Source organism: Streptomyces sp. cg40 (assembly GCF_050320165.1).
Lineage (GTDB): Bacteria > Actinomycetota > Actinomycetes > Streptomycetales > Streptomycetaceae > Streptomyces > Streptomyces hokutonensis.
Genome location: NZ_CP190128.1, coordinates 3,052,927 through 3,078,935, shown reverse-complemented (window position 1 = coordinate 3,078,935; position 26,009 = coordinate 3,052,927). Strand labels below are relative to the sequence as shown.

Below are 26,009 nucleotides of genomic sequence, written 5' to 3'. Positions count from 1 at the left end.
GTCTACGCGGAAGCCAAGTGCATGGTGTCCGCCGCCACCTGTTCCGGCGGAACGGGGATCACCGGTCGCGCGGACCCGTCGATGGCCATCGCACCGCCGCCTCGTCGTCCCGCCGGGTGCCCGTCGCATCCGGAGCTGGGACCAGGATCCTCCCGAGGGGCGGCGAGCGCACGGCGCGCGACCGGGCGCCGTGCGAAGGCGCCGGGTGCCGGTGCGTCGCAGTGGGACGGACCGGGATCGGCGCGAGACGCTGTCGTCGAACCGCGGCCCGGACCGGATCGGGGACTCGCCCCAGCTGTCCCGCGCGAAGGAGCCTCACGTGATGTGAAGGGCTGGGACAGCGGTCCTCGGAGTCACCGCCCCCACGCGGACCGCGCCGGGGCGGTCGACGCGATCTTTACGTCCGTATCCGCTCCGCCGCTCCGCCGCTCCGCCGCTCCGGGAATGTGGGCCGGTGCCCATCGGGTCGGTCGCGCGGCAGTCGCCCCCAGCGATCCGCGAGGGCCACGAAGTCGGCTTCCTCCAGATAGCCGTTGCCGTCCGCGTCGAACGCCTTGAACATGGCCTGGAGCTTGGTCCGCTGGAACTCGCTGGACATCACAGGTCTCCTCACTCGCAGTGCTGAGGACATGCTTTCCGCCGCCGGCCGCCCCGCAACGGCGCTCGCGCTCACCGCGGCGGGTGTCTGCGCGCCCACGAGCCCGCCAGGTGCGCCGGGCGCCGGTTTGCCCGCGGTGGACGGCGGCCCGTTCCTCAGCGGCCGTCCGTGCCCGCCGGGGGCCGCCGCCGATTCCGTACCCTTGCGGCATGCGCATGCGCCCCACCCTGAGCTGGACCCCCACGGCGGCGGACCTGCTGCCGGGCACCACCGACCTGGAGCCGGTCGTCGACGCGCTGAGCGCCGGCGGGGTGCTGGTGCTCAGCGGGGCGGGCATCTCCACGGAGTCGGGCATCCCCGACTACCGGGGCGAGGGCGGGAGCCTGAGCAGGCACACCCCGATGACCTACCAGGACTTCACCGCGAGCGCGCAGGCACGGCGCCGATACTGGGCGCGCAGCCACCTCGGCCGGCGCACCTTCGCGCGGGCCCGCCCCAACGCGGGGCATCTGGCCGTGGCCGCCTTCGCCCGGGACGCCCGCGTCTCGGGCGTGATCACCCAGAACGTCGACGGCCTGCACCAGGCCGCAGGCAGCGAGGGCGTCGTGGAACTCCACGGCAGCCTGGACCGGGTCGTCTGCCTCTCCTGCCGCGCCGCCAGCCCGCGCGGCGAACTCACCCGGCGCCTGGAGGCGGAGAACCCGGGCTTCGACCCGATCGCCGCCGCGATCAACCCCGACGGCGACGCGGACCTCACCGACGCGCAGGTGGGCGACTTCCGCGTCGTCCCGTGCGCCGACTGCGGCGGCGTCCTCAAACCCGACGTGGTGTTCTTCGGCGAGACGGTTCCGCCGCAGCGCGTCGAGCACTGCCGGCGGCTGGTCCATGAGTCGACCGCCCTGCTGGTCCTCGGCTCCTCGCTGACGGTGATGTCCGGCCTGCGTTTCGTCCGCCAGGCGTCGCGGGAGGACAAGCCGGTACTGATCGTCAACCGCGACCCCACCCGAGGCGACCCGCACGCCCACACCCGGATCACCCTGCCGCTGGGAACGGCCCTGACGACGGTCGCCGCCCGACTCGGCATCCCGGTCGGCGGGTCGGTGGGTTGAGGAGCGGGGCTGGACCACGGCCTTGATCGATGCCGGGTTCACCGGGATCAGCGCTGGTGTCGAGGAACTCACCCGCAGGGCCCAGGCGGGCGACACCGGCGCCCTGCGGTTGTTGCTGACGCGCCATCAGGCGCCCATGCGCGCGGTCGCGTTGAGCCTGCTCGGCTACGGCCCCGACGCCGAGGACGCCGTACAGGATGCCGCGTTGACCGCGTTGACCGCGCTGCGGCGCATCGGTGACGTGCGGGAGCCCGCGGCCGTGGGGGCGTGGCTGCGGGCGATCGTGCGGAACTCCGCGCGGATGCGGCTGCGGGCCGACCGGGAGCTGCCCGGGCGCGACGGGTCGGAGCAGTTGCGGCTGCGGGACGACGGGTCCTCGCACCCCGAGCGGTGATCGAGCAGCACGCCATGAGGGACTGGATCTGGGACGCGGTGGAGGAACCGCCGTAGCAGCAGCGGCTGGTGCTGATGCTGACGCTGCGGAACTTCAGCGGGATCACCTCGTACCAGGAGATCGCCGAGGCCTGCGAGGTGCCGGTCGGCACCGTGCGCAGCCGGCTCAACCAGGCCAGGGCGAAGATGGCCAAGGTGCTGTTGTCCACCCGGACGCAGGGTCACGAGGACGCCGCCGCGATCACCGAGGGCAGCCGGCAGGAGGCCGAGGTCACGCTGGACGGCGCCATGCGCGGCCAACTGCCCGGCAAGATAGTGGAGTTGTGGCCGGCGGAGACCGAACTGGTCGGCGTCCTCAACAAGGAGGGCGGACGCGTCCATCCCTTCCCGGCCATGCGGGGGACCAGGACCAAGGGCGTGACCGAGCATCCGCGCCATGTCGTGGCCAGCCGTGACATCGCCATCCGGGAGATGGAGGCGGTCAATCCCGCCGGCATCTCCAATCCCTGCCCGCCCAGTCTTGCCTGGCTGATGTTCCGGCAGGACGGGTGGGTGCGGAAGCTCCGGGTGGTCTTCCCGGGGGCCCTGTCAGGCGGCGCGCAGCAGCCCTCGTAGCGCCGTCGTGTCGATGACCTGGGACCGGGACGGGAACACCTTCTCGACCAGGACCCGGTGGGTCTCGGCGTCGGGGTCGGCGACGCCGTCGGACAGGACCAGGACGCGGTAGTCGCGGTCGGCGGCGTCCATGACGGTGGACAGGACGACACCGCTGGTGCTGATCCCGGCGAGCACCAGGGTGTCGATGCCGCGGTCGGCCAGCTGCTGGTGGAGATCGGTGGTGGAGGCGGAGCCGTAGCGGATCTTGCGGACGACGACGTCGCCGTCCTCGGGTGTGAGGCGCTCGTCGATCCGGGTCGAGGCGTCCTCGTGGTGCAGCATCTTCGCGCCGGCGACGGCGCTGAAGGTCGGGTTGTGCCCGGGGACGGCTGTCCAGTCGTCCTCGGTGAAGGCCACGCGGACGTAGCCGATGGTGCCGCCGGCCGCGCGGACGTCGGCGATGGAGTCCTTGACCCGCTCGACGAGGGCGTCGGAGTCGGGGACGGCGGGGACGATCCCGTTCTGGAAGTCCATGACCAGCAGGGCGGTGCGCGCGGGGTCGATCGTGGCGAGGGGGGTGGTGCTCACGAGACGTTCTCCTTGGTTGCGTTCTTCATGGGGGTGGTCGTGCCGCGGCCCATCAGCCGGCGGTCCAGGACGGTCAGCAGGAGGACCACGACGCCCGCCCCGACCAGGACGAGGCCGAGGATGTGCAGGCCGTGGTCGCTCGCGCCGTCGCGGAAGACGATTCCGCCGATCACGGCGGACGTGATGGTGCCGAGGTAGCCGAAGGTGCGGAACAGCCCGGAGGCGGTGCCGATCTGGTCGGGCGGTGCGGCGAGGTAGAGGGCGGTCTGGTTGCCCACGGTCGTGGCGGCCGAGGTGACGCCGAAGACCAGCGAGACCAGCACGAGGGCGATCGCCGGGCTGTCCGAGGTGAGCAGCATGATCCCGGCCGAGCCGATCAGCATGGTCACCGCCGAGGCGATCAGCGGGCCGCGCACCAGGTTGCGGCTGGCCAGCGGGCGCGAGAGCAGCGCGGAGACGGCGCCCATCGGCAGCAGCAGGAGTCCCGCCGTGACGGTCGAGTACCCGTGCGCGGCCTCCATCCACTGCGTCATGCCGTACATCACCGAGTAGGTGCCGAGCAGGGTGAGCCCCTGGCGCAGATAGGTGCGGGTCAGGGCGCCGTTGGCGGCGAGACCGCGGAAGTCGAAGAACGGCGCGGTTCTGCGCAGCTCCCACCGGACGGTGGGGACGGCGGCCAGCGCGAAGACGGCGAGGGCGATCCAGTCGGGCCGGGGGAGGGCCGTCAGGAAGATGACCAGCGCGCTCATCGTCACGGCGAAACCGAGGATGCCGGTCAGGTCGATCCGGTCGGCGATCCTGCGGAACCGCCGGTCCGCGCGGTCGAGGACCGGGTCCTTGGGCAGCCAGCGCACCGCCATCACCATCGCCATCGCGGTGACCGGGATGTTGATCAGGAACGCCCAGCGCCAGCCGGCCGCGCCGACCAGCAGCCCGCCGATCGGCGGCCCGACGGCGGCGGTGGCCATGCCCGCGATCGCGATCCCGCCGAGCACTCCGCCCGGCGGCCCGTCGAGCCCGGCGTCCTCGGCACGGCGCCGGATCAGCACCATCGCGCAGGGGAACGCGGCCGAGGTCCCGACGCCGACCAGGACACGGGCGACGGTCAGCATCGCCAGGTTCTGGCCGAGCCCCCCGACGACCCCGCCGAGCAGCACCAGCACGATCCCGGCCAGGAAGATCCGGCGCGCCCCGAGCACCTCCGCCAGCTTGCCCGCGGTGGGCTGCGCTATCGCGCTGGCCAGATACAGCGAGGAGACCAGTACGGCGGTGCTGCCGACCGGGACACGCAGATCGGTGGCGATCGGCACCAGCGCGGTCGCGATGATGGAACTGTTGACCGGGTTGAGGCTCGCGCCCACATAGAGCGGGGTCGTGAACGTCCAGGTGAACGGCTTGCGCGCGAGGTCGCGCGCCGCGGCGACGGCCTTGGCGGCGTCGGCGCTCATATGCGGCCGTCGTCCAGCTCGGCCCCGGCCAGACGCTCCAGCAGCTCGATGGCCTTGTCCACGTCCTTCCGCTCCTCCGGGGCGACCAGCTGGTCGATGGCCCTGGCCAGGAAGGTGGCGCGGCCCCGCAGCAGCTTGTCGATCAGCTCGGCGGCGGACGGGTCGGCGCTCATCAGCTTCTTGCGGCCGTCCCGCGCGTCGGGCTCGCTGTGCACCAGCCCGGCGGCCTTCAGCACGGCCAGACTCTGCGCGATGGACTGCGCGCTGACCCGCTGGAGAGCGGCCAGCCGCGCCGCCGTGACGGGCCCGTCCCGTACGACGCTCCCCAGCACGGCGAGCTGCGTGGGCGTGAGGCCGGTCGCGTGCTGCCCCGACTCGGTGCGCAGCCGTGCCCGCACCCGGATGATCGCGTCGCTGAGCCGCTGCGCGGTGGCGACGGTCGGCGGCTGCTCGGGGTTCGTGTTCATGACCCCACCGTAAAACTGCACAAGTAACTTTGCCAAGTTACTTGTGCAGTTTTGGCTGTCTGCCGGCTCACACCCCCAACCGCGTGCCGAAGAAGCCGCTCAGCTTCTCGACGGCGGGCGTGACGTACTCGTCCCGGTCGTAGAGAGCCACGTGCGAGGCACCCTCGATCCAGGCCAACTCCTTGTCCCCATAAGCCTTTTGATACGCCTCCACACTCATCCAGGAGGTCACGGCGGCCCGCCCGGCGATCAGCAGCACGGGACGCGGCGCGATCAGCTCCAGGGCGGAGAACGCGTCGAAGCCGGCGATACGGTCGACGCTCGACCAGGTCAGGGACTTCGCCGAGCGGGGGTGCCGCGCGCGCGGAGTGCGGTAGTACTCCCAGCCCTCGTGGACATGCGGACCGCCCGCGCGCCTCCTCCTCGGTGGCCGGGAAGAGCGGGAAGCGCTGGACGTCCGCACCACGCGCCTCCGCCGCCGCGGCCAGCAGGCCCCGTACGACGGCCGGGTCCTGGGCGCCGTCCGCGCCGAGCCGGAACTGCCGCGAGATGTCGACAGCGCTCACCGTGGCCACGGCCCGAACACGCGGGTCGGTCGCGGTCGCCGCCAGGGCGTACCCGCCGGAGGCGCAGATGCCCAGCACCCCGATGCGCTCGGCGTCGACCCCGTCGAGAGCGCCGAGGTAGGAGACCGCGGCCTTCAGGTCCTCGACCCGCTGGCCGGGGTCCTCCAGGCCGCGCGGCTCACCCTCGCTCTCACCCTGGTACGCGGCGTCGAAGGCCAGCGTCACGAACCCCCGCCCGGCCAGCCGCCGCGCGTACAGCCCGGCGGCCTGCTCCTTCACCCCACCCCCGGGATGACCGACCACGATCGCGGCCCGCGGAACCCCGTCCGGACGGTACAGCTGACCGGCGAGCTTCAGGCCGGCACTGGGAAAGACGACGTCACTACGCATGGGAAAGCACTCCGGTGGGAGAAGAGGGAAGCCGTTCTACGGCCGTGCCCCCACCGTCGGCCAACCCGCCCCGCCGCCACCAGGGACGGCTCTGCCTATGCGGTTCTGTACCAGGCACGTGCGCACGGCCCCGACGACACTGGAGGCATGACAGACCCCGACGCCTCCCTCTCCGGCAACGAACTGGGCGACTTCCTGCGCGCCCGCCGCGCGGAACGCGACCCGCACGAGGCGGGTTTCCCCGACGACGGCCGGCTGCGCCGCGTACCGGGGCTGCGCAGGGAGGAACTCGCCCAGCTCGCGCACGTGAGCGTCGACTACGTGGTCCGCCTGGAACAGGGCCGCACCCGCCGGGGCTCCCGCGCCGTCCTGGACGCGCTCGCCGACGCGCTGCACCTCGCACCGGACGAGCGCGCCTACCTCTTCACCCTGGCCGAGGTCGCCCCCGGCCCGGTCGCCCGGCCGGCCGGACGTCCCGAAGTGGCGCCCCGGCTACGGCAGTTGCTGGACACGATGCACGACGTCCCGGCGATGGTGCTGCACCGGGGCATGGACGTCCTCGCCTGGAACCGCGCGGCCTCGGCACTCCTCACCGACTTCGGCGCACTGCCCCCGGCCGAGCGCAACCTGATCCGGCTCACCTTCCTCGACGCCGACTTCCGGGCCCTGTACGCCGACTGGCCCCGGGCCGCCCGCGAGTGCGTCGCCGTCCTGCGCATGGAGGCGGGCCGCACCCCGCACGACCCCGCGCTGACCGCCCTGGTCGCCGAACTCGGCGCCCGCGACCCGGACTTCCGCACCTGGTGGGCCGGCCACCAGGTGCGCGGACCGCGGCAGCTCACCAAGACCTACGTCCATCCGGTCGCCGGTGAACTCACCCTCGACGTCCAGCAGTTCACCGTCGACACCCACCCCGAGCAGCTGCTCGTCGCCTACACCGCGCCGCCGGACTCGCCCTCGCGGGAGGCGCTGCGGTTCCTGTTGCAGTGGGCGAGCCTCGCCGGCACACGGGCGGGGTGAGCGGCGGGGGTTCAGCCGCCGACCGGCGCGCCCGCCACCGCCGCACTGCCCGGGAGGGGCGTACGCGCGGGCCGTTCGGCCAGCACGTCGAGGATGTTGTCGACGGCCAGGTCGACCATCGCGGCGCGGGTCGCCTCGGTGGCCGAGCCGATGTGGGGGAGTGCGATGACGTTCGGCTCGGCGACCAGCGGGGACAACTCCCTTCCCATCGGCTCGCGTTCGAAGACGTCGAGCCCGGCGGAGTGCAGCCGTCCCCCGCGGACCGCGTCGAGCAGGGCCGCCTCGTCGACGACCCCGCCGCGCGAGGTGCTGACCAGCGTGGCCGTGGGCTTCATCGCGGCCAGTTCGCGGGCCGAGATCAGATGGCGGGTCTCCTCGGTGAGCGGTACGTGCAGCGACACGACGTCGGCGTCGGCCAGCAGCTCGGCCAGGCCGACCGAGGTCGAGAGGTCGTCGTCGGGGGCGTAGGGGTCGTGGTGGATCACGCGCATGCCGAAACCGTGGGCGCGGCGGGCCACCGCGCGGCCGATCTGGCCGTAGCCGATCAGGCCGAGGGTGGCGCCGTGGACGTCCAGGCCGAGATAGTCGTGCATCCGGAACAGTTCCCAGGAGCCCTCCGCGAGGCTCGCCCCGGCCGCGCCGAGCCTGCGCCGGGCGGCGAGGATCAGCGCGAAGGTGAGGTCGGCGGTGGTCTCCGCGAGCACGCGGGGCGTGTGCGTGACGACGATGCCGCGTTCCGCGGCGGCGGCGCGGTCGACGTTGTCGAAGCCCATGCTGGCCAGGGCGATCACACGCAGCGAGGGGCCCGCCGCGTCCATCAGGGCGGCGTCCACCGGGTCGTTGCCGAGGGCCAGTACGCCGCTCACCCCGGGGGCGAGGGCCGCGAGGTCGGACGGGCCGGGCTTGCCGGCACCGGGCCAGGCCACCAGTTCCGCGCTCCCGGAGAGACGGTCCAGACCTCGGCCGGGCAGGTTTTCACGGGTGGCGAGGACACGCTTCTTCATGTGCTTCTCCAGTGACGAGCCGTGTATTGCCGACCGGGCGAATAATTTCGCAGTGGTTGCGAAGGTGTTTCCGAGAAACCTAGCCGCGGTGGTCACCGGAAACAAATAGCGGATTCGTCTGACGCTATTCGTCGTCGTTATTCTTGTCGCCCGCGATCAGTTCCAGGAAGAGATCGTGCACCGCGAGGGCCGGCTCCGAGAGCGGCTGATTGTCCGACGTGACCACGGACAGTTTGACCTGGATGACCGGGTCCACGATCCGCCGTACGGACAGGGCGCGGACATCGAGAATGGCCCGCGCGGCCGACCACGGCAGGACCGTCGCCCCGAGGCCCGCGTCCACCGCGTTGACCAGGGTCAGCGCCGACTCCACCTCGCCCACCACGTTCAGCCGCAGCGACGCCTGCTGGAAGGCCGCGTCCACCACCTGCCGGATCGTGTGGATCCGGCTGGGCAGCAGCAGCGGCAGGCTCGCCAGCTCCGCCAGGCGCACCTCGCCCTTCCCCTGCGGTGCGGTGTCGCCGGGCGCCTCGATGAGGTAGAGGTCCTCGGTGCGGACCGGCTCGAACTGCACACCCCGCAGCGGCCCGGCGCCGTAGATGAACGCCATGTCCATCCGGCCGGTCATGATCGCCTCGCTGATCACCCCGCCGAAGTTCTCGTTGATGTGCAGCAGGATGTCCGGGTAGCGCTCGCGCACGCTCTTGAGCAGCGGCAGCGCGAGGGCCGCGCCCAGGCTGTACGGCGCGAGGCCCACCGACACGCTGCCCGCGGGGGCCCGGCCGGAGACGTCGACGGCCGCCTGCGCGAGGTCCACCTGCCGCAGGATGAGCTGGGCGTGCCGGTACAGCGCGCGGCCCGCCTCTGTCGGGGCGACCCCGCGCTTGCTGCGGATCAGCAGCTGCTGCCCGAACTGCGCCTCCAGGGCGGACAGTTGCTGGCTCAGCGCCGGCTGGGCGATGTGCAGGATGTCGGCCGCGCGCGTGATGCTCCCCGCGTCGATGATCTTGATGAACGAGTACAGACGTCTGGTGTCCATGCGCGGGGCCTTCCGGGTGGAGCGAAGCCTCATCGTAGGGAGGGATCACCCCGAAGCACAGCCCCGGCGAGTGGAGGGTGTGGGGGGAGTCATAGCGGTTCGCGATAACGCCAGACCGAACGGATATTGGCGATCACGCGACGGGCGGAATAAGTTGTGCGGAACATCCAGCCGGGAACATTCTCCGGTCCGGTGTCACGAAGACGTGATGACATCGCCTCCCCGGAATTCCCTTTCCCGGAGTTCCCCTTTCCCGCGTTCCCTTTTCCCTGCTCCCGCATTCTCTCCCGGAGGACGTCATGACCCCCATGGTTGATCTCGTCGCCGATCTCGGCGAGGGATTCGGCGCCTACACGATGGGCGACGACGCGGCCCTTCTGGAGATGCTCACCTCCGCCAACGTCGCCTGCGGATTCCACGCCGGCGATCCCCGCATCATGGACGCGACCGTGCGCACCTGCGTGGAGCAGCAGGTCGCCGTGGGCGCCCACCCCAGCTTCCCCGACCTGGTCGGCTTCGGCCGCCGCGCGATGGACCTCACCCCGGACGAGGTCCGCACCGACGTGCTCTACCAGATCGGCGCCCTCCAGGCCTTCGCCGTCGCCCACGGCACCCGGGTGCACCACGTCGCCCCGCACGGCCGCCTCGGCAACCTGGTCGCCGTCCGCGCCGACTACGCCCGCGCCGTCGTGGACGCCGTGGCCGCCCTCGACGCGTCGCTGATCGTCCTCGCGCAGGACGGCGAGCTGGCCGACGCGGCCCGCGCCCGGGGCCTGCGGGTCGGCATCGTGGGCATCGCCGACCGCGCCTACCGCGCCGACGGAACCCTCGTGCCCCGCTCCGAGCCCGGCGCGGTGATCCACGACCCGGACGAGGTCGCCCGCCGCACCCTGCGCATGGTCACCGAGGGCGTCATCCGCAGCGTCGACGGCACGGACGTCCAAGTCGCCTGCGACACCGTCCTGTTGCACGGCGACAGCCCCGGCGCCATCGCCCTGGCCGGCCGCATCCGCGAGCAACTCCTCGCCGCGGGCGTCGAGATCACCTCGCTCGACAAAGTCCTGACCGGCAAGGACGGTTGAGATGACGGGTCTTGACACGAACGCCAACGTCACCATCGCCGACTGCGGCGACTCCGCCCTCGTCGCCAAGGCCGTCGGCCTCGACGCCGAACCCGCCTGGCGGCTCGTCCACGCCCTCGCCGACGCCCTCGACGCGGTCCGACTCACCGGCGTCCACGACGTGGTGCCCACCTACGACGCCCTCCTCGTCGAGTTCGACTGCGCCACCACCGACCACACCACCGTCCGCCGCGTCCTGGCCCACGAGGCGGCCCGCCTCGGCCCGCACCCCGCGCCCGCGACACCCTCGCGCCGCTTCGTCGTCCCCGTCGTCTACGGCGGCGAGTACGGACCGGACCTGCCGGAGGTGGCCGCCCAACTCGGCCTGTCCGAGGGCGAGATCGTCGCCCTGCACTCCGGAACCGACCTCACCGTCCGCTGCCTCGGCGCACCCGCCGGAGCCCCGATGACGGACGGCCCGCCGTTCCCGAAGCCGGTACCGCGTCTTGCCTCGCCGCGCACGAAGGTCGCCCCCGGCTCGGTCGCCGTAGCGGGCCGACAGGCGGTCATCTGCCCGATGCCCTCGCCCGGCGGCTGGCCGCTCCTGGGCCGCACCCCGGTACGCGTCCTCGACCTCCACAGCGACCCGATCACCGCGTACCGGCCCGGCGACACCTTCCGCTTCCGGCCCATCGGGCCCCAACAGTGGGACGAATATGCCGACTTGAGCCTGGCGGACTGCCATGGCTGACACCCTCGCCATCCGCACCGCCGGCCTCGTCACCGTGCAGGACCTCGGCCGCGTCGGCCGCTCCCGCTACGGCCTGCCCGCCAACGGAGCCGCCGACCAGCACTCGGCGCGCGTCGCCAACGTCCTCTGCGGCAACGACGACCGCGCCCCGCTGCTGGAGATCACCGCCCTCGACTTCGCGTGCGTCCCCTCCGGCGACGTCCTCATCGCGGTCACGGGCGCCCCCGCCCAGGTGAGCGTCGAAGGAGTCGTACGCCCCCAGTGGGAACCGCTCCCGGTCAGGGCCGGCGAAACCGTCCGCGTCACCGGCATCAACCGGGGCCTCCGCGTCTACCTCGCCGTACTCGGCTCGTTCGAGGCGGAGCGTCTCCAGGGCAGCTGCGCCCCCGACACGATCCTGGGCTTCGGCCCGCCCCTCCGCGCGGGCGACGAACTCGCCCTGCGCACGGCCTGTCCGCCCATAGACCACCCGTTCTCCCGCATCCCCCTGTTCCGTCTGAACGCGCCGGTCCCCCCGTTCCCCACCAGCTGGACCATCGACGTCACCGACGGCCCCGACCGGGCCGAGTTCGGCGACACGGCCCGGCGCCTGTTCGACGCCCCCTTCACGGTCGCCCCGCGAAGCAACCACATCGGCCTGCGCCTTCAAGGCGACCGAGTACCCCGCCGAGTCACGAAGGGCGAGGTCCTCTCCCGAGGCGTCCCCATCGGGGCCGTAGAAGTCCCCGCAGGGGACGAACTCCTCGTCCTGCACCGCGGCCGCGGTGTCACGGCCGGCTACCCCGTCCTCGCCGTAGTCACCGCCACCGGCCTGTCCGCCCTCGGCCAGGTCCGCCCCGGCCAGTCCATCCACTTCCGCCACCGCACCCTCGACCAGGCCATCACCGCCCACCGAGCCCAACGCCAGGCGATTGACGCCCTGAGATCCAGGGTGCGCACGGCTTTCGAGGCCTTGCGCATCAGGGCACCCGCACCTTCTTGACACTGGCCCGCCTTCAAGGGGCGCGGGGAACCGCGCACCTGGCCTCCACCGACCCGCACCACTGACCAACCCCCAGAAGAAGCACCCGCACGGAGCCGCAACACCCCTCATCCCCGCCTGCTGCACAGATCAGGAGACGCCATGAGTACCGTGGCCGCTCAACCCGTCCCCAACACGGTCGACCCCAGAACCGCCCGCAAGGTAACCCTCGCGGGTTGCGTAGGAATCTTCGCCGAGCTCTACGACAACGGCATCTTCGGCTTCATGGCCGGCTCGCTCGCCGCCGTCTTCTTCCCCGGCTCCGACAACGCCGTCCAGCTCGTCTTCCTCGGCTACGCCGTCTCCTTCTTCTTCCGCCCGCTCGGCGCGGTCATCTGCGGCCACCTCGGCGACCGCATCGGCCGCCAGCGGATGCTGGTCTTCGTCATCCTCCTGATCAGCGCCGCGACCGCGGCGATCGGCGTACTGCCGAGCTACGCCGGCATCGGAGTGGCCGCCCCCGCCCTGCTGATCCTGCTCCGCGTCGCGCAGGGCTTCTCCGTCGGCGGCGAGGCATCCGGCGCGATGAGCTTCCTCGCCGAGCACGCCCCTGAGGGCAAGCGCGGGCTCTACACCAGCTACGCGCAGATCGCCTCGTTCCTCGCGCTCCTCACCGGCACCCTGGTCGCCGCCGCGATGACCAGCGGACTCGGCAACGACCGTATGGAGTCGTGGGGTTGGCGCATCCCGTTCCTGCTCGCCGTGCCGCTCGGCATCGCCGGCATCTACATCCGCAAGCGCATCAGCGACACCCCCAACTTCACGCGCCTGAAAGAAGAGGACGGCCTCTCCAAGAACCCGCTCAAGGAGGCCTTCGCGTCCGCCGAGCACCGCCGCGCGATGCTGCTGGCGCTGTTCATCCCCCTGATGAACGGCTCCGGTTACTACGTCCTGTTCAGCTACATGCCCACCTTCATGAGCAGCGAGCTGAACTTCAGCAAGGTGCAGGGCCTCCTCGTCACCGCCTCCAGCCTGGTCGCGATCTGTATCGCCATCCCCTACATGGGCCGCCTCTCCGACCGCGTCGGCCGCAAGAAGGTCCTCGCCGGAGCAGCCGTCGCGATGGCGGTCGTCGGCATCCCCTGCTACCTGCTGATCGGCACCGGCAACGTCGGCCTCGCCGTGATCGGCGCCTGCATCATGGCGGTTGTGTTCGCCGGCCACACGGGCGTCATCCACATCCTCCTGGTCGAACTCTTCCCGACCCGGGTGCGCTACTCCGCCTACGGCCTCGGCTACAACGTCTCCTCCGCCCTCTTCGGCGGCACCGCCCCGCTCCTGATGACTTACCTCATCGACCGCACGGGCAACGTCAACATGCCGGCCTTCTACGCCGTGCTCACGGCCCTGGGCACGCTCCTCGCCGTGTCCAAGGTGAAGGACCGCGCCCACCTGCCCCTGCGCGACGCCTGACAGCCCCACGAACTCCCGGCACCCGCACGCCCGTTCACCCCCCACCCCGCACAACAAGGAGCACCTCAGCATGCCCATCTCCGACTACAGGACGGCCCTCGTCACCGGAGCGTCGACCGGCATCGGAGCCGTGGTCGTCGAACGGCTCGCCAAGCGCGGCCTGGAGGTCCACGCCGTGGCCCGCAACGCCGACCGGCTCAACACCCTTGCCGACGAGACCGGTTGCATTCCCCACGCCGTCGACATCACCGACACCGAGGCGCTCACCGCCGTCCTCGACGGCCTGGAGATCGACGTCCTTGTCAACAACGCGGGCGTCTCCCGGACCGGCAACATCCTCACCGCCGACGAGTTCGCCGTCGACGAGCAGATCGCCGTCAACATCCAGGCCGTCCTGCACCTGGTCCGCCTGCTGATGCCCGGCATGGTCGAGCGCGACCTCGGCCACATCGTCAACATCAGCTCCATAGCCGGGGTCTACAACTTCGGCGGCAACACGATCTACCACGCCACCAAGGCCGCCGTGCACACCCTCTCGCGCCAGCTCCGCGTCGACGGCTACGGCCGCCGCGTCCGCGTCAGCGAGATCTGCCCCGGCCGCGTCGAGACGGAGATCTTCGGCCGCCTCCTCGGCGACATGGAGGCCGCCCAGCGCGAGTTCTACGACGGCTACGAGTCCCTGAAGCCCGAGGACATCGCCGACGCCATCGAGTTCGCGGTCGACGCGCCCCGGCACGTCAACATCGGCCACATCGAGATCCTCCCCACCTTCCAGGTGCCCGGCGGCCTCAACTTCGAGCGCAGGGAGGGCTGATCGCATGAAGACGGCACAGCGACTCCGCCGCATCAAGCCCTCACCCAGCACGGCGGCGGCCCAGCGCGTCCGCGAACTGAAGGCACAGGGCCTCACCATCCTCGACCTCACCGTGGGCGAGCCCGACTTCGACACCCCCGACCACGTCAAGGCCGCCGCGATCAAGGCCATCGAGGCGGGCGAGACCAAGTACACGCCGGTGAACGGCACTTCGGCCCTGCGCGCGGCCATCGCCGGCAAGCTGCGCGAGCGCCACGGCCTGGAGGTCACCGACTCCCGGATCACCGTCGGCGGCGGCGCGAAGCAGGTCATCTTCCTTGCCCTGATGGCCACTTTGGACGAGGGCGACGAGGTCGTGGTCCCCGCCCCGTACTGGGTGTCGTACCCGGACATGGTCCGCGCCAACGACGGCACCCCGGTGATCGTCGACTGCCCCGAGGCGGACGGCTTCAAGCTGACCCCGGAGCGCCTCACCGCGGCCCTCACCGAACGCACCCGCTGGGTAGTCCTCAACACCCCGGGAAACCCCACCGGATCCGCTTACACCACCGCCGAACTCCGCGCCCTCGCCCAGGTGTTGCTGGCCCACCCGCACGTCGGCGTCCTCACCGACGAGATCTACGACGAGATCTGGTACGGCGACCAGGAGGCCCCGTCCCTCGCGGCCGTCGAACCGGCCCTGGCCGACCGGGTGTTCCTCACCAACGGCGTCTCCAAGACGTACGCGATGACGGGCTGGCGCATCGGCTACGGCGTCGGACCGGCGGACCTGGTCACCGCGATCAACACCCTCCAGTCGCAGACCTCTTCGTGCCCCTCCTCGGTGAGCCAGGCCGCCGCGGCCGCCGCGCTCACCGGACCGCAGGACTTCGTCCAGGACACCGTGCGGGTCTACCGCGCGCGTCGCGACGAGACGGTGAAGCTCGTCAACGACGTGCCACAGCTCAGCTGCACGATCCCTGACGGCGGCTTCTACCTCCTGGTGAACTGCCGTGCGGCGATAGGGCAGTTCACGCCCACCGGCACCCGGATCGAGAACGACGAGGACTTCGCCCTCCACCTCCTCGACAGCCGGCAGGTGGCGGTGATCCACGGAGCCGCGTACGGCGCGCCCGGCTACTTCCGTATCTCCTTCGCGACGTCGACGGACGTCCTCACCGAGGCCTGCGAACGCATCGCGACGGCCTGCGCCGCACTGACCGACGCCCCTCCGTCTGAAAGGCCGTCATGATCCGCGTCAGCACGAAGTTCGACCGTCCGGACGATGCCCTGGTCAAGCAGCTGAGTGCCTTCTCCTCGGCCACGATCCACGAGGCACAGGGCCGCCTCGGCGCACTGGACTCGGCCATCAAGCCGGTCGACCACACGATGTCCCTGTGCGGTCCCGCCTTCACCGTCCAGTGCGCCCCGCGCGACAACCTCATGCTCCAGACCGCCATCGCCTACGCCCGCCCCGGCGACGTCGTGGTGGTGTCCGCCGGCAACTACGAGGAGGCGGGCTCCTTCGGCGACGTCCTCGCCAACGCCTGCCAGTCCAAGGGCCTCGCCGGTCTGATCACCGACACGGGCGTCCGCGACACCGAGGACCTGCGCGCCCTGGGCTTCCCGGTCTTCTCCCGCAGCGTCTCCATCAAGGGCACGGTCAAGGAGACCGTCGGCCCCATGTGCGAACCGATCACCGTCGGCGGCGTACTCGTCCGCCCCGGCGACATCATGCGCGCCGACGCCGACGGCGTGGTCGTCGTCCGCCGCGAGGACGCCGCCGAGGCAGCCGCCGCCTCACAGGAACGGATCGACGCCGAGGCGGGCTTCATCGCCGCGTACCGCGCAGGCAGAACGGTGATCGAGATGTGCGGCCTCGCCCCGGTACTGGCGGCTAAGGGCCTGGTCATCGAGGAGTAGGACGGTCCGTTGTGCGGTGCTCGCCGCCCTCCTCCACGGCCTGCGGCCGACGTATGGCGAACGCGCCGCGTTCCGCGCTACGGGCCGTCGCCACACGACTGACAGCTCCGCCACGACTGCTGCCCGTCCCACCGCACAGCCCGCGTCCATGGCCGCGGCGCCCCCACTCCGACCGGGCGCCGCGGCTTCTCCGTCTCGTCCACGCCATCACCTCTCACGACTCGCCCCCCTCAGGCCGTCGCCGACGACCCCTCCGGATCCGCCGCCAGCTCCGGCAACAGCGCGCACATCGCCTCGCGCTGGGCCGGGCCGACGAACTGGGTGAGGGCGCGCTTGACCGTCTCGGAGAGGGTTTCCGACGCCTCGGTCAGCAGGCGGCGGGCCTTCTCCGTGAGGGCGACCTCGACGCCGCGCTTGTCACCGCAGACCGACTTGCGGGTGACCAGGCCCGCGTGCTGGAGGCAGGCGATCTGATACGTCAGCCGGGTCTTGGGGCGGCCGAGCAGCTCGGCGACGCGGGTCATGCGCAGCCCCTCGGGCTGCTCGGCGAGCAGGCACAGGACCAGGAACTCGTCGTGCGAGACGTCGAGGTTCCCCTTCACGACCGAGCGCAGCTCCTGCTCCACCGCGCCGGTCGCCGCCAGCAGCAGCATCCAGGCCCGCAGCTCGGGCGGGAGCAGTCCGCCGTCCTGTGAGGAGGGACATCCGGGCTGGTCGGCAGGGTGCTCAGCAGGGTCGGCCATGACTCCGAGTCTACCTGTTGTCCAATTTTGGAGGAGATGGTTGTTCAGATTTGGATAATGGGCTAGCGTGAGGCTCATTCAAATTTGGACTACTGGAACCAGCGGGAGAGATCATGACCGTCGCCGTCGAAACCGGGGTGTGGCAGCTCGACCAGGCCGCCTCCACCGTGGGCATCAGCCACAGGACGATGTGGGGCCTGGTCAACGTGAAGGGCACCTTCGGCACCGTCACCGGTCAGGGCGAGGTCCGGCCCGACGGGTCCGCGATCGGCACGCTGACCCTGGCCGCCGCCTCCCTGGACACCAAGAACGCCAAGCGCGACAAGCACCTGCGCTCCGCCGACCTCTTCGACGTGGAGAAGTTCCCGGAGATCACCTTCGCGGTGCGCAGCGCCGAGCTGACCGGCGACACCGTGCACGTCGTCGGCCAGCTGACCGTCCACGGCATCAGCCGCCCGCAGACCTTCACCGCCAAGCTCAAGGACGCGAGCGCCGAGGCGCTCACCCTGGACGCCGAATTCACCGTGGACCGCGACCAGTTCGGCCTGGGCTGGAATCAGATGGGCATGCTGCGCGGCCTGACCACCGTGACCACCACGCTGCGCTTCCTGCGCGCCGCCGCCTGACGCGACGTCAACCGGCGGGCTGCAACTGGACGTCCGAGCTGGACAGCGTCTGCGGGGTCGCGGTGAACGCGCGCACCCGGATCCGGACCGACTTGTGGGGGAGGACGAACTTCCCCCCGGCCGGCTCGAGTTCGACGCGCTCGGTGCTGTGGGCGGGCAGCGTCGTCGGACCGCCCACCTGGGACCAGAACCTGCTCATGCCCTGACCCGTGGTGAGCATGTAGTGGGGCGAGAGGGCGCTGCCGGACGAGTTGGTGACCTCGACGGTCAGCCGGGTCACGACGGTCGGCGCCGCGCGCCGCACCCCGGCGAGCCTCATGCTCATCGGCGGCGCTCCGGTCGCCGCCACGGCGGCGCTCGCCAGCGCGGGCGTGAGCAGCAGCACGGCCGCCGCGACCCTGGCCCGGCGCCGGTTCGGGCCGGACAGCGCCCGGGGGCGCGGCTGCCACGCCTCCCGGAACTCCGAGAGCGGTGTGGTGACTGCCGCCGCCAGCCACAGCGGGGTCATCATCAGGTAGTAGCCGTCCTGCGAGCGGGTCGCCAGATAGAAGGCGCACCAGGGCAGGACGGTCGCCGCCGGGCCGAGCCGCCGTACGAACAGCACGAACACGGCGAGCAGTCCCGCCGCCAGCAGCATGCTCGCGTGGGAGTACCAGTCGAGCCGGTCGCTGCCGTTCGTGAAGTACAGCGAGATGTCCACCAGGCCCTGGCCGTGCACCACGGCGCCCTGGGTCAGCGGCAGCGCGATGCCCGCGATCCAGGTGCCCGGCTCGTGCACGATGAAGTACGTGTTGATCAGCAGCCACACGGTGAGCGCGACCCCGATGATCCGCAGCAGCACCAACGCGGCCTGCCTGGCGCCGAGTTCGCCGCGCCGCACGGCGTAGATCCCGGCGAGCAGGAACGGCGTGAGGAACCAGGGGAGTTGCTGCGCCGCGCAGGCCGCGCCCAGGCACGCGGCCTGGGCGATACCGGCGGGGCCGAGCCGCCCGCCCCTGCCGATCCGGGGCCAGCGGACCACCACCGGGATCAGCAACGCCATGGCCAGGACGGCGGGATAGCCCTGCCGGCCGTAGGTCGGCAGCAGGCCGAGGCCCAGGCACGCGATGGTGGCCGCCGAGCGCCACTGGGTGGGCAGCAGCCGCCACATGAGGACCGCGCCCGCGATGAGCGCGGCGGTGGCGACGGCCGTCGCGGGGGCACCGCCGTGGCCGATCCACAGCAGGGGCGCCGTCAACAGCGTTTCCAGCGGCGGATATCCGTAGGTGTAGTCGTAGCCGCCGGTCACGGTCGGGGTCAGCGCGACGCCACCGGAGTGGAAGAGCCACGGCCAAGGCTGCCCGTAGATCGGGTGCCCGGCGACCAGTTCCTTGGCGGCCTGGGTGGTGAGGACCGCCTCGTCACCGCCGTTGTGGAACACGGACCACGCCGCCAGCGTCAGCAGGACCGCCGTCACCAGCACGGCGAGGTCGATCCGGGCCAGCGACCGTGCCCTGCGCACCACCAGGGCCAGCACCCCGCACACCAGGATCGAGACGTAGCAGAGGGACACGGCCGCGGCCACGACGAGCCGGTGGCTGGCGGCCTGCGTCCACACCGGGCGGACACCGATGAACAGACTGATGTCGGCGAGCAGGGTGAGGATGCGGTGCCACTGCGCGGGAGGTTCCGGGGCGGACACCGCCGACTGTGTCCGCCGACCGGGTGCCACCTGTGGTGTTTCTGCCAAGTGCACGACACAGGAGGCTATTCGGCCCTGGTGAGCGGGGTGTCGCGCATCGTGAAGAGTCGGGTGTGAGGGTGGTAAGAAGTCCGGTTTTGTGGCGGGAAAGCAGCAAAAGCGAACGTCATTGTTCAACTGGCCGAAGCCAACGGTTCATTCAGTAAACATCGCGCACATACCGTTTCGCCGCCGCCAGTTGCTTCACGTACGAAGCCGCCTCGGCCTCGTCGAGACCGCCGTGCGCGACCGCGATGTCACGCAGCGCCCGGTCCACGTCCTTCGCCATCCGCGAGGCGTCACCGCACACATAGAAGTGGGCGCCCTCCTGCAACCAGTGCCACAACTCCGGCCCGTGCTCACGCATCCGGTCCTGCACGTACACCTTGGCCCGCTGGTCCCGGGAGAAGGCGGTGTCGAGCCGGGCGAGCGTGCCCTCGTCGACCAACTCGGCGAGTTCCTCCGCGTAGTAGAAGTCCGTCGCCCGGTGCTGCTCGCCGAAGAACAGCCAGTTCGGCGCCGGGTGCCCGAGCGCGCGCCGCTCCTGGAGGAACCCGACGAACGGCGCGACCCCCGTCCCCGGCCCGACCATCACCATCGGCGTCGCCGCGTCGGTGGGCGGCCGGAAGTGCGGCGACCGCTGCACGAACACCGGTACCTCCGTGCCCGCCTCGGCATCGGCCAGGAACGGCGAGCAGACCCCGCCGCGCGGACGGCCCGCGAGGTTCTCGTAACGCACCACCGACACCGTCAGCGACACACTGTGCGGGTCGACGAGCGGGCTGGAGCTGATCGAGTACAGGCGCGGCTGAAGCCTCTTGAGCACCCCGGCCCAGTCCTTGGCGCCCGCCTTCACCGGATACTCGGCGAGCACGTCCACCGCCTGCCGCCCCCAACTCCACTGCGCCAGCCGGTCCTTGTTGTCGGGCCGCAGCAGCCTGCGCAACTCCCGGTCGTCCCGCGCCCGTTCGGCCACGAAGCGGAGCAGGTCCGGGGTGATGCGGGTGATGTCCAGCTGCCGGTGCAACGCCTCGGCGAAAGGGAACTCGCCGACACCCGCCACCTCTACGACCGCCCCGGCATCGGCACCGGTGACGGTCAGCCACTCCTCCACCAGGCCGGGCGAGTTGACCGGCCGTACACCGAGCGCGTCACCGGCCTCGTACGTGAGGTCGATCCCGCTGGTGTCGAAGGTGAACCGCCGCACCTCCTTGCCCGCACCGGGCCGGCTGAGCAGCCGGTTGCCGACCAGCCGGGCGAGCGCGGGGGCGGGCTTCGGGGCGCGGGCGGGCGGTTTCGGGGCGGCCGGCTCCGTGACGGCCGTTTCCGCGGCAGGCTCGCTGCCGAGCGCGGTGATCACCTGGCCCAGCCACGCGTCCGCCGACGGCTCGAAGTCCGGCTCGCAGTCCGTGCGTGGAGTCAGCCGCACCCCGCCCAACTCGTCGAGCCGCGCGTCCAGTCGGCGCCCGTGCCCGCAGAAGTCGTCGTACGACGAGTCGCCCAGGGCCAGCACCGCGAACCGCACTCCGTCCAGCCGGGGCGCCTGCTCGCCGGCGAGCGCGTCCCAGAAGCCGGAGCCGTTGTCGGGGGCGTCGCCGTCGCCGAACGTGCTGGTGATGAAGAGGAGATCGGCGTCGGCCGGAAGCGTGCCGACGTCGGCCTGGTCCATGCCCAGCAGACTCGCCCGGTGTCCGGCCGAGCCGAGACGCTCGGCGGCGGCCGTCGCCAACTCCTCGGCATTGCCGGTCTGCGAGGCCCACAGCACGACGATCTGCCGCCCGGCCTGCGGCTGTTGCCGCCCTTCCTGCGGGGGAGCGGCCGTCGACCTCGAATACATCCCGGCCAGAACACCGTTGACCCACAAGGCGTGTTCGGCGCTGAAGGGCGCGTCCGGCGGAAGCGTCGGCACACCCGGGGCACCGGACTCGATGCCCGCGAGGAAGCCGGTCAGATAGACGCGTTCCTGCGCGGTGAGCACGGGCGGCGGGGCGGGGTCGAGCCCGAAGGGATTCGCGCCCGGGGCCACGGAGGTCGGCTCAAGTGCCCTGGGCTGTACGTCTGCCGGACTCGGCGGCGCGCTCGCCACCTTCGCCAGCGACACCGCGCACACCTTGAACTCCGGCTGGAACGACACCGGATCGACCGCGTCGCTCGTCACCGCGTTGACGCTCAGATACTCGCCGAAGAGGTCGTTCCAGTGGAACGGCGCGAAACAGTTCCCGGGCCGTACCCGGTCGGTCACCACGGCCGGCAGCACCGCCCGCCCCCGCCGCGACGCGACCTCCACCGAGTCGCCCTCCGCGATCCCCAACTCCCGTGCGTCCTGCGGATGCAGCTCGACGAAGGGCCCGGGGTTCAGCTTGTTGAGCTTGGCGACCTTTCCCGTCTTCGTCAGCGTGTGCCACTGGTGCTGAAGGCGTCCCGTGTTGAGCACGAACGGGTAGTCGTCGTCGGGCAGTTCGGCGGCCGGCATGTGCGGCCGGGCGTGAAAGACCGCACGCCCACTGGGAGTTGGGAAGCGCAGCTCACCGCCGCCCACATACCGGATGGGATTGCGGTCCGGCCCGTCCTCCTCCGCCGCCGGCCACTGCACCGGCGTGGCGCGCAGCCGCTCGTAGGTCACCCCGCGCAGGTCCCACCCGGTCACCGGGTTGTAGAACTGCCGTATCTCCTCGAAGACCTCCTCCGCGCTGTCGTAGGAGAAGCCCTTCTCGTAGCCCATCGCGCACGCGACGGCCGCGATGAGCCGCCAGTCGGACGTGGCCTCGCCGGGCGGGTCGACGACCGGGCGGGCCAGGGTGAGGGTGCGTTCGCTGTTGACGAGGACGCCCTCGGACTCGGTCCACAGGGCGCCGGGGAGGACGACGTCGGCGTAGGCGTTGGTCTCGGTGTCGGTGAAGACGTCCTGGGTGACGACGAACTCGGCTGCCTCCAGGCCCTCGATGACGGTGCGCCGGTTGGCGACGGAGGCGACCGGGTTGGTGCAGATGATCCAGCAGGCCTTGATGTCGCCGTCGGCCATCTTCTGGAACATCTCGACGGTGCCCCGGCCGACGCCGTCCGCGCGGAGGGTGTCGGGCGGCAGACCCCACACCTCCTCGGTGAACTCCCGTTCCGCGTCGACCAGTACGGACCGCTGGCCGGGCAACCCCGGTCCCATGTAGCCCATTTCACGGCCGCCCATCGCGTTCGGCTGGCCGGTGAGGGAGAACGGCCCGCTGCCGGGGCGGCAGATGGCGCCCGTCGCGAGATGCAGGTTGACCAGGGCGTTGGTGTTCCAGGTGCCGTGCGTGGACTGGTTGAGCCCCATCGTCCAGCAGCTCATCCACTCGCCCGCCTCGCCGATCAGCCGGGCCGCCGTACGGATGTCGTCCTCGGCGAGACCGGTGAGGGCGGCGACGGAGTCCGGCGCGTAGTCGGCGAGGAACTCGGGCAGCGCCTCCCAGCCCTCGGTGTGCGCGGCGATGAACTCCGGGTCGGTGTGCCCGTTCTCGTGCAGCAGCCGCAACAGGCCGTTGAGCAGGGCGAGATCGGTGCCCGGCGCGATCTGGAGGAAGAGATCCGCCTTCGCCGCCGTGGCGGTCCGGCGCGGATCGACGACGATCAGCTTGGCGCCCGCCTTGACCCGTTCCATCATCCGCAGGAACAGGATCGGATGACAGTCGGCCATGTTCGAGCCGATGACCAGGAACGCATCCGCCCGCTCGAAGTCCTCGTACGAGCCGGGCGGCCCGTCCGCGCCCAGCGACGACTTGTAGCCGGCACCCGCACTCGCCATGCACAGCCGGGAGTTGGACTCGATCTGGTTCGTCCGCACGAACCCCTTGGCCAGCTTGTTCGCCAAGTACTGCGCCTCCAGGCTCATCTGCCCGGAGACGTAGAAGGCGACCGCGTCCGGCCCGTGCTCGTCGACGATGCTCCGCAGCCGGCGCGCGGTCTCGGCGACGGCGTCCGCGACGGGCGCGGGCGTCGGCTCCGCGCCCCGGTCGTCCCGGACCAGCGCGCCGGTCAGCCGGCCCGGCGCGGCGAGCATCTCCGCCGTGGTCGCGCCCTTGGTGCAGAGCCGTCCCGCGTTCGCCGGGTGCGCCTTGTCGCCGGATGCCTTGAGGACCGTACGCCTGCCGTCGGGACCCGCCCCGACGTCGAGCAGCATGCCGCAGCCCACACCGCAGTACGAGCAGACCGTTCGTACCTGCTGTGTGCGGAGGCTCGTCGTCATGCCGTAGACCGTACGAATTGCCCGTTACGCCGATGTCACGCGGCTCGATCATGAGGGGTTACGCGCGCTGCACAACCGGCTCGGGGCCGGTGTGAGATGCGGCCGATCTTGTCGCGGAGTGTGTCGCTGTTGGGCCGAACGGGTGACAGTGCGCAACAATTGCCGGATGCAGACTGCCAGCGCGACCCAGGACGGAGCATGCCGGTGAACAGCCACGATGTCACCGACGAACAGTGGGAGGGGCTCGCGCAGGTAGTGCCGCTGCGGGGCCGGGACGCCTGGCCGTCCGCCGTGAGCCACCGTGCGATACCCGAGGCCGAGACCGAGCCGCGCCGCCGCTTCGTCGTCCTGCGCGTGAACGTGTTCGGGGACGCCCGCGAGGTCGCGGAGACCCTGATGGCGGGCATACCCGTGCTCCTCGACCTGACCGGCGCGGAGACCGAGGTCGCCAAGCGGGTGCTCGACTTCAGCACGGGCGTCGTCTTCGGCCTGTCGAGCGGGATGACTCGCGTCGACCGGAATGTGTTCCTGCTCACACCACCTGGGACGGAAGTGCGGGGGCTGATGGAGGGGGCGGGGGTTCCGGGCGTGTGAGCCGCGCGGCGGCGGGAGTGGTGGGGGCGGTCCCCCGATCGTAGGAAGGTCCCCGGGACGGAACGGTTCGCCTCGCAGCGGAGGCCTACGGTCCGGATATGCCCCAGTCGCCCCAGTCGTCCGAGTCCTCTCTGCCGCCGGAGTACTCCCGCTCGCCCGAGTCCGTGCCGCCGCAGGGGCGGTCGCCGGAAGCGGCCTCGCCCCGGGCTCGGCCTTCGCCAAAGCCGTCGGCCCGCGTCGCCCCGCCGTCGGCGAACGCGCCTGCTCCGGCGGACCCCGGTCGCACCGAGACCCACCCCGGCCGGCCGCACCTCACCGAGCTGCGCCTGTCGGCGTTCGCCACGCACCGGGGCGTCGGGTTCCCGCTCGGGCCCCTCACCCTCTTCGCCGGGCCCAGCGGCTGCGGCAAGACGAGCGCGCTGCGGGCCTACGAGGCACTCGCGCGGCTCGGCGGCGGAGGCGAGGTGGGGGAGGTGTTCCCGGACCCGGTCGCCTGCGTCCCGGACCGCGCCCGGCCCGACGCCCAGCGCCGGCGCGGCTTCCGCATCGGCTGCACGGCGGACGGACCCGAGGGCCCGGTACGGCTCGACGTCGCCGTCCAGGCCGAGCCCGAACTCCGCATCGTGGGCGAGCGGTTGACGTCCGGCGGGCTGGTCCTCCTGGAGACCGCCCTGCGTGATCCCACCCGCCGCTCGGTGCAGGCCGCCTGGCACACGGCGGGTTCGTCACCGGTCACCCGCGCCCCGCTGCCCGACGACCGGCTCGGTACCGCCCTGCTGCCCTTGCGCGTCGCGGGCAAGACGGACGGGCAGCGCCAAGTCCTCGCCGCCGCCGAGCAGATGGTGGTCGCCCTGCGCTCCGTCTTCGCCTGCGACCCGGTGCCCGAGCGGATGCGCGCACCCGTGCCGATCGGCGACGGCCGGCTGCTGCGGGACTGCGCCAACCTCGCCGACGTGCTGTGGCGCACCCGGAGCGAGTGCGGACGACGGCACGCCCAACTCGTCGCTGCCGTCCGCACCGGATGCGCCGGAACCGTCGCGGACGTGCTCGCGGAACCGCTGGGCGACGGCCTGGTCGGGGCCGTGCTCGACCGGGGCGACCGCGGCCGCACCGGCTTCGGCCGGCTCGGCGACGGTGAACTCCGTTACGCGGCCCTCGCGTTGGTACTCCTCACCGGCCCCGGCGTCCTGGAGGTGGACCCGCCCGGCGAGGTCCCGGCCGCGATGCAGACCCTCACCGTCCTCGCCGACGGACTCGACCGCGCACTGGACGTACGGCAACGGGCCGAACTGCTGCGGCTCGCCGCCCGGATGTGCGAGCGCGGCCACATCCGGCTGGTCGGCGCGGTGAGCGACGCGTCCTGGGCCGAGCGGGTCGAGGGGGTCACGGTGGTACACCTGGTGCCGTGACAGAACATCTCGACGTGGCGAAACTGCAGCGCAGACTGGCGGAGTTCGCCGCCGCACGGAACTGGCAGCCCTACCACACCCCCAAGAACCTCGTCGCCGCGCTCAGCGTGGAGGCCTCCGAACTGGTCGAGATCTTCCAGTGGTTGACCCCCGAGGAGTCCGCGCGGGTCATGGACGACCCGGACAGCGCGCACCGGGTGCGGGACGAAGTCGCCGACGTACTCGCCTACTTGCTTCAGTTGTGCGAGGTGCTCGGCATCGACCCGCTCGCCGCGCTGGAGGCGAAGATCGACCGGAACGAGGACCGGTTCCCCCGGCCGTGACGGCCGTAATGGACAAGTTGGGGGAGCGGGCGCGTCCATTTTCACTCTCCGGAGTCATTCATCTGTCCGCAACCGATTTGTTGTCCACAGATTTCCGCCTTCCTCTGGCTTTTCGTCTCAGTGACTCTCACTCTGGGTAGTGGACAAGGGAGTTCGGGCGGACGTGCGAACAGCGCGTCGGGATATGACGGGGG

The 26,009-nt window shown here is 71.5% G+C and carries 23 protein-coding genes and 2 pseudogenes; 15 read left to right on the top strand and 10 right to left on the bottom strand.

What is annotated here, in order from left to right; all coding sequences use genetic code 11:
• Window positions 1–466: 466 nt before the first annotated feature.
• A pseudogene (locus tag ACQHII_RS13360) lies at window positions 467–598 on the bottom strand (EF-hand domain-containing protein); the annotation flags it as partial.
• A gap of 209 nt (window positions 599–807) precedes the next feature.
• On the opposite strand from ACQHII_RS13360, the gene ACQHII_RS13355 reads away from it, so the two are divergent.
• The 3 genes from ACQHII_RS13355 (at window position 808) to ACQHII_RS13345 (ending at window position 2,715) form a co-directional block, all read left to right on the top strand.
• A complete protein-coding gene (locus ACQHII_RS13355) occupies window positions 808–1,707 on the top strand; it encodes an NAD-dependent protein deacetylase (protein ID WP_427919528.1) in 900 nt (299 codons plus the stop codon).
• 22 nt (window positions 1,708–1,729) lie between these two features.
• On the top strand, window positions 1,730–2,101 hold the full coding sequence (locus ACQHII_RS13350; RefSeq protein WP_427919527.1) for an RNA polymerase sigma factor: 372 nt from the start codon (window positions 1,730–1,732) through the stop codon (window positions 2,099–2,101).
• Window positions 2,102–2,175: 74 nt separating this feature from the next.
• The gene (locus ACQHII_RS13345; RefSeq protein ID WP_427925299.1) at window positions 2,176–2,715 is read left to right on the top strand and encodes a sigma factor-like helix-turn-helix DNA-binding protein; all 540 of its coding nucleotides are present in this window, start codon (window positions 2,176–2,178) and stop codon (window positions 2,713–2,715) included.
• On the opposite strand, the gene ACQHII_RS13340 is transcribed toward ACQHII_RS13345, so the two are convergent.
• The 4 genes and pseudogenes from ACQHII_RS13340 to ACQHII_RS13325 all read right to left on the bottom strand — a co-directional run bounded on the left by ACQHII_RS13340 (window position 2,689) and on the right by ACQHII_RS13325 (window position 6,156).
• Complete coding sequence (locus ACQHII_RS13340) at window positions 2,689–3,285, bottom strand: cysteine hydrolase family protein (RefSeq protein WP_427919526.1); 597 nt, start codon at window positions 3,283–3,285, stop codon at window positions 2,689–2,691. The two genes, ACQHII_RS13345 and ACQHII_RS13340, sit on opposite strands and share 27 nt — an antisense overlap.
• Entirely contained in the window at window positions 3,282–4,733 is a 1,452-nt protein-coding gene (locus tag ACQHII_RS13335; RefSeq protein ID WP_427919525.1) for an MFS transporter, read from the bottom strand. The genes ACQHII_RS13340 and ACQHII_RS13335 overlap by 4 nt, the downstream gene beginning before the upstream one ends.
• The gene (locus ACQHII_RS13330; protein ID WP_427919524.1) at window positions 4,730–5,200 is read right to left on the bottom strand and encodes a MarR family winged helix-turn-helix transcriptional regulator; all 471 of its coding nucleotides are present in this window, start codon (window positions 5,198–5,200) and stop codon (window positions 4,730–4,732) included. The genes ACQHII_RS13335 and ACQHII_RS13330 overlap by 4 nt, the downstream gene beginning before the upstream one ends.
• Before the next feature lie 67 nt (window positions 5,201–5,267).
• Window positions 5,268–6,156: pseudogene (locus ACQHII_RS13325) on the bottom strand (alpha/beta hydrolase).
• A 147-nt stretch (window positions 6,157–6,303) separates the two neighbouring features.
• Between ACQHII_RS13325 and ACQHII_RS13320 the strand changes: the two are divergent.
• Window positions 6,304–7,176 (top strand): helix-turn-helix transcriptional regulator, encoded by an 873-nt coding sequence (locus tag ACQHII_RS13320; RefSeq protein WP_427919523.1) that lies wholly within the window; start codon window positions 6,304–6,306, stop codon window positions 7,174–7,176.
• A gap of 11 nt (window positions 7,177–7,187) precedes the next feature.
• Here ACQHII_RS13320 and ACQHII_RS13315 read toward each other — a convergent pair whose 3' ends face one another.
• The gene (locus ACQHII_RS13315) at window positions 7,188–8,180 is read right to left on the bottom strand and encodes a 2-hydroxyacid dehydrogenase (RefSeq protein WP_427919522.1); all 993 of its coding nucleotides are present in this window, start codon (window positions 8,178–8,180) and stop codon (window positions 7,188–7,190) included.
• Window positions 8,181–8,304: 124 nt separating this feature from the next.
• Window positions 8,305–9,219, bottom strand: a complete 915-nt coding sequence (nac, locus tag ACQHII_RS13310) for a nitrogen assimilation transcriptional regulator NAC (protein WP_427919521.1) — start codon at window positions 9,217–9,219, stop codon at window positions 8,305–8,307.
• Between the two features lie 299 nt (window positions 9,220–9,518).
• On the opposite strand from nac, the gene ACQHII_RS13305 reads away from it, so the two are divergent.
• The 7 genes from ACQHII_RS13305 to ACQHII_RS13275 all read left to right on the top strand — a co-directional run bounded on the left by ACQHII_RS13305 (window position 9,519) and on the right by ACQHII_RS13275 (window position 16,181).
• Window positions 9,519–10,301, top strand: coding sequence for a LamB/YcsF family protein (locus tag ACQHII_RS13305; protein ID WP_427919520.1), 783 nt, complete (start codon window positions 9,519–9,521; stop codon window positions 10,299–10,301).
• Between the two features lies 1 nt (window position 10,302).
• On the top strand, window positions 10,303–11,031 hold the full coding sequence (locus ACQHII_RS13300) for a 5-oxoprolinase subunit B family protein (RefSeq protein ID WP_427919519.1): 729 nt from the start codon (window positions 10,303–10,305) through the stop codon (window positions 11,029–11,031).
• Window positions 11,024–12,013, top strand: a complete 990-nt coding sequence (locus ACQHII_RS13295; RefSeq protein ID WP_427919518.1) for a biotin-dependent carboxyltransferase family protein — start codon at window positions 11,024–11,026, stop codon at window positions 12,011–12,013. The genes ACQHII_RS13300 and ACQHII_RS13295 overlap by 8 nt, the downstream gene beginning before the upstream one ends.
• A 141-nt stretch (window positions 12,014–12,154) precedes the next feature.
• Window positions 12,155–13,465, top strand: a complete 1,311-nt coding sequence (locus tag ACQHII_RS13290) for an MFS transporter (RefSeq protein WP_427919517.1) — start codon at window positions 12,155–12,157, stop codon at window positions 13,463–13,465.
• Window positions 13,466–13,535: 70 nt separating this feature from the next.
• The gene (locus ACQHII_RS13285) at window positions 13,536–14,279 is read left to right on the top strand and encodes an SDR family oxidoreductase (RefSeq protein ID WP_200713645.1); all 744 of its coding nucleotides are present in this window, start codon (window positions 13,536–13,538) and stop codon (window positions 14,277–14,279) included.
• Between the two features lie 4 nt (window positions 14,280–14,283).
• Window positions 14,284–15,510 (top strand): aspartate transaminase, encoded by a 1,227-nt coding sequence (locus ACQHII_RS13280; protein ID WP_427919516.1) that lies wholly within the window; start codon window positions 14,284–14,286, stop codon window positions 15,508–15,510.
• Entirely contained in the window at window positions 15,507–16,181 is a 675-nt protein-coding gene (locus tag ACQHII_RS13275) for a 4-carboxy-4-hydroxy-2-oxoadipate aldolase/oxaloacetate decarboxylase (protein WP_427919515.1), read from the top strand. The genes ACQHII_RS13280 and ACQHII_RS13275 overlap by 4 nt, the downstream gene beginning before the upstream one ends.
• A 230-nt stretch (window positions 16,182–16,411) precedes the next feature.
• Here the strand turns inward: ACQHII_RS13275 and ACQHII_RS13270 are convergent, their stop codons facing one another.
• The gene (locus tag ACQHII_RS13270; RefSeq protein ID WP_427919514.1) at window positions 16,412–16,924 is read right to left on the bottom strand and encodes a MarR family winged helix-turn-helix transcriptional regulator; all 513 of its coding nucleotides are present in this window, start codon (window positions 16,922–16,924) and stop codon (window positions 16,412–16,414) included.
• Between the two features lie 113 nt (window positions 16,925–17,037).
• On the opposite strand from ACQHII_RS13270, the gene ACQHII_RS13265 reads away from it, so the two are divergent.
• Window positions 17,038–17,550, top strand: a complete 513-nt coding sequence (locus tag ACQHII_RS13265; RefSeq protein WP_427919513.1) for a YceI family protein — start codon at window positions 17,038–17,040, stop codon at window positions 17,548–17,550.
• 7 nt (window positions 17,551–17,557) lie between these two features.
• Here ACQHII_RS13265 and ACQHII_RS13260 read toward each other — a convergent pair whose 3' ends face one another.
• Window positions 17,558–19,231: a hypothetical protein gene (locus tag ACQHII_RS13260; protein ID WP_427919512.1), complete on the bottom strand. Its 1,674-nt coding sequence runs from the start codon at window positions 19,229–19,231 to the stop codon at window positions 17,558–17,560.
• A 199-nt stretch (window positions 19,232–19,430) separates the two neighbouring features.
• Window positions 19,431–23,489 (bottom strand): molybdopterin-dependent oxidoreductase, encoded by a 4,059-nt coding sequence (locus ACQHII_RS13255; RefSeq protein ID WP_427919511.1) that lies wholly within the window; start codon window positions 23,487–23,489, stop codon window positions 19,431–19,433.
• A 198-nt stretch (window positions 23,490–23,687) separates the two neighbouring features.
• Here ACQHII_RS13255 and ACQHII_RS13250 point away from each other — a divergent pair, with 198 nt between their 5' ends.
• The 3 genes from ACQHII_RS13250 (at window position 23,688) to ACQHII_RS13240 (ending at window position 25,815) form a co-directional block, all read left to right on the top strand.
• Window positions 23,688–24,083, top strand: a complete 396-nt coding sequence (locus ACQHII_RS13250; protein ID WP_427919510.1) for a cell division protein SepF — start codon at window positions 23,688–23,690, stop codon at window positions 24,081–24,083.
• 98 nt (window positions 24,084–24,181) lie between these two features.
• On the top strand, window positions 24,182–25,492 hold the full coding sequence (locus ACQHII_RS13245; protein WP_427919509.1) for an AAA family ATPase: 1,311 nt from the start codon (window positions 24,182–24,184) through the stop codon (window positions 25,490–25,492).
• The gene (locus ACQHII_RS13240; protein ID WP_262063276.1) at window positions 25,489–25,815 is read left to right on the top strand and encodes a nucleotide pyrophosphohydrolase; all 327 of its coding nucleotides are present in this window, start codon (window positions 25,489–25,491) and stop codon (window positions 25,813–25,815) included. Before ACQHII_RS13245 ends, ACQHII_RS13240 begins: the two co-directional genes overlap by 4 nt.
• Window positions 25,816–26,009 lie beyond the last annotated feature (194 nt).